2 protein-coding genes are annotated in these 1,223 nt (G+C 64.3%); one reads left to right on the top strand and one right to left on the bottom strand.

From position 1 onward, the window contains the following. Window positions 1–411: FAD-dependent oxidoreductase (locus ABD120_RS39360; RefSeq protein WP_343955587.1), on the bottom strand; the 411-nt coding region annotated here is incomplete at its 3' end. 481 nt (window positions 412–892) lie between these two features. Between ABD120_RS39360 and ABD120_RS39355 the strand changes: the two genes are divergently transcribed. Further along, window positions 893–1,223 (top strand): hypothetical protein (locus tag ABD120_RS39355; protein ID WP_343955585.1); only part of this gene is annotated, 331 nt, incomplete at its 3' end.

Genomic DNA, 1,223 nt, shown 5'->3' with positions numbered 1-1,223 from the left:
CATGATCGCCCTGGTCACCCCCTGGTCGGCCATGATCGGCAGGCGGTAGCGGTTGAGTTCGCGCCACACATGCGGCTGTAACCGGTCGACCCAGGTGCCGCCGCGCTCGATCATGTGGCCCCGCCAGGTGTCGGTCCAGGTCCGGCCGCCGACCCGGTCGCGCGCCTCCAGCAGCAGCACCCGCTTGCCCTTGGCGCGCAGTTCACGCGTGGCGGTGACCCCGGCCATCCCGGCGCCCACGACGATCACGTCGAAATGCCGCCGCAAGGCCGGGTCCTGGGCGGCCTCGGCGACGGCGGCCGTCGCGGAGGTCGCCACCGCGGCCCCGGTGATCGCGAGACCCGCCTTGAGCACGCTGCGCCGCGGCAGACCCCGATTCTCGGGTGGAGTGGATTCCACGTCGTTGGTCATTGTCCCTTGTTTCCTTCCGGGAACGTGTTGCGGAAATAGCGGATGACCGGTCGCCGGACTATGGACGCAGTGCGGAACGCGTGCGATAGTTTGACGTAATCGATCGGACACGGCACGTAATGTGGCCGTGGCCTCGCTGATGTGTTGGGCTATGTTCCGACGCTTGTTTGCGATGGGCGCGCGGTGATATCTGGGGCGCCCATCGGCAGCGTCGCTTCTTTGGGTGAACGCATAGGGGCGGTGGCCCCCTGGAAGCCGCCCTGCATTCGAGTGATTGCGGTCAGGTTAGCGCGCGGAGCGTATTCGACAACAGGCTCGGCCCGCCCGTGATCGAACCGTTATCATGACCATTCGCGCTGCGAATACATTGATGAGCGATGAGCGACGAACCACCGTGTGAGCAAATGCAGGCCATTCAAAAGCTTCTTGCCGGCGAGAGAGTCTGTCGACTCGCTTGCGTGAAGAAATCCCCGGTCTGTCCATGAGGCAACTCATCGAGCTGACCGGGCAGGTAGGGATCTTGACGGGTGACGTCGTCAAATCCGGCGGCCGTCCTGCCGTTGTCGACCTGACCAGGTCGGTAGCACTGGTGGTGCATTTCTTGCGGCACAACGTCACCCAGGATGCCGGCGGGGCCGGTCTTTGCCGTGTCGCAGGCGACCGCAAGCCGCCGACAGGACAGACTCCGCAGAGTCATCGGAGCCTTCCTGCACTTTTTTCGGCCATGCGGATATCGCCCCGCCAAGAAGGCCCTGATGGCGGTCATCGGGCCAAGCTTCTTCAAGCGGCTCATGAAGTCATTACTTCGGCCA

Origin of the sequence: Nonomuraea longicatena (assembly GCF_039525605.1) — a bacterium.
Classification (GTDB): domain Bacteria; phylum Actinomycetota; class Actinomycetes; order Streptosporangiales; family Streptosporangiaceae; genus Nonomuraea; species Nonomuraea longicatena.
The sequence above is the reverse complement of the archived record's forward strand: the minus strand, read 5'-3'. Positions and strand labels throughout refer to the sequence as shown.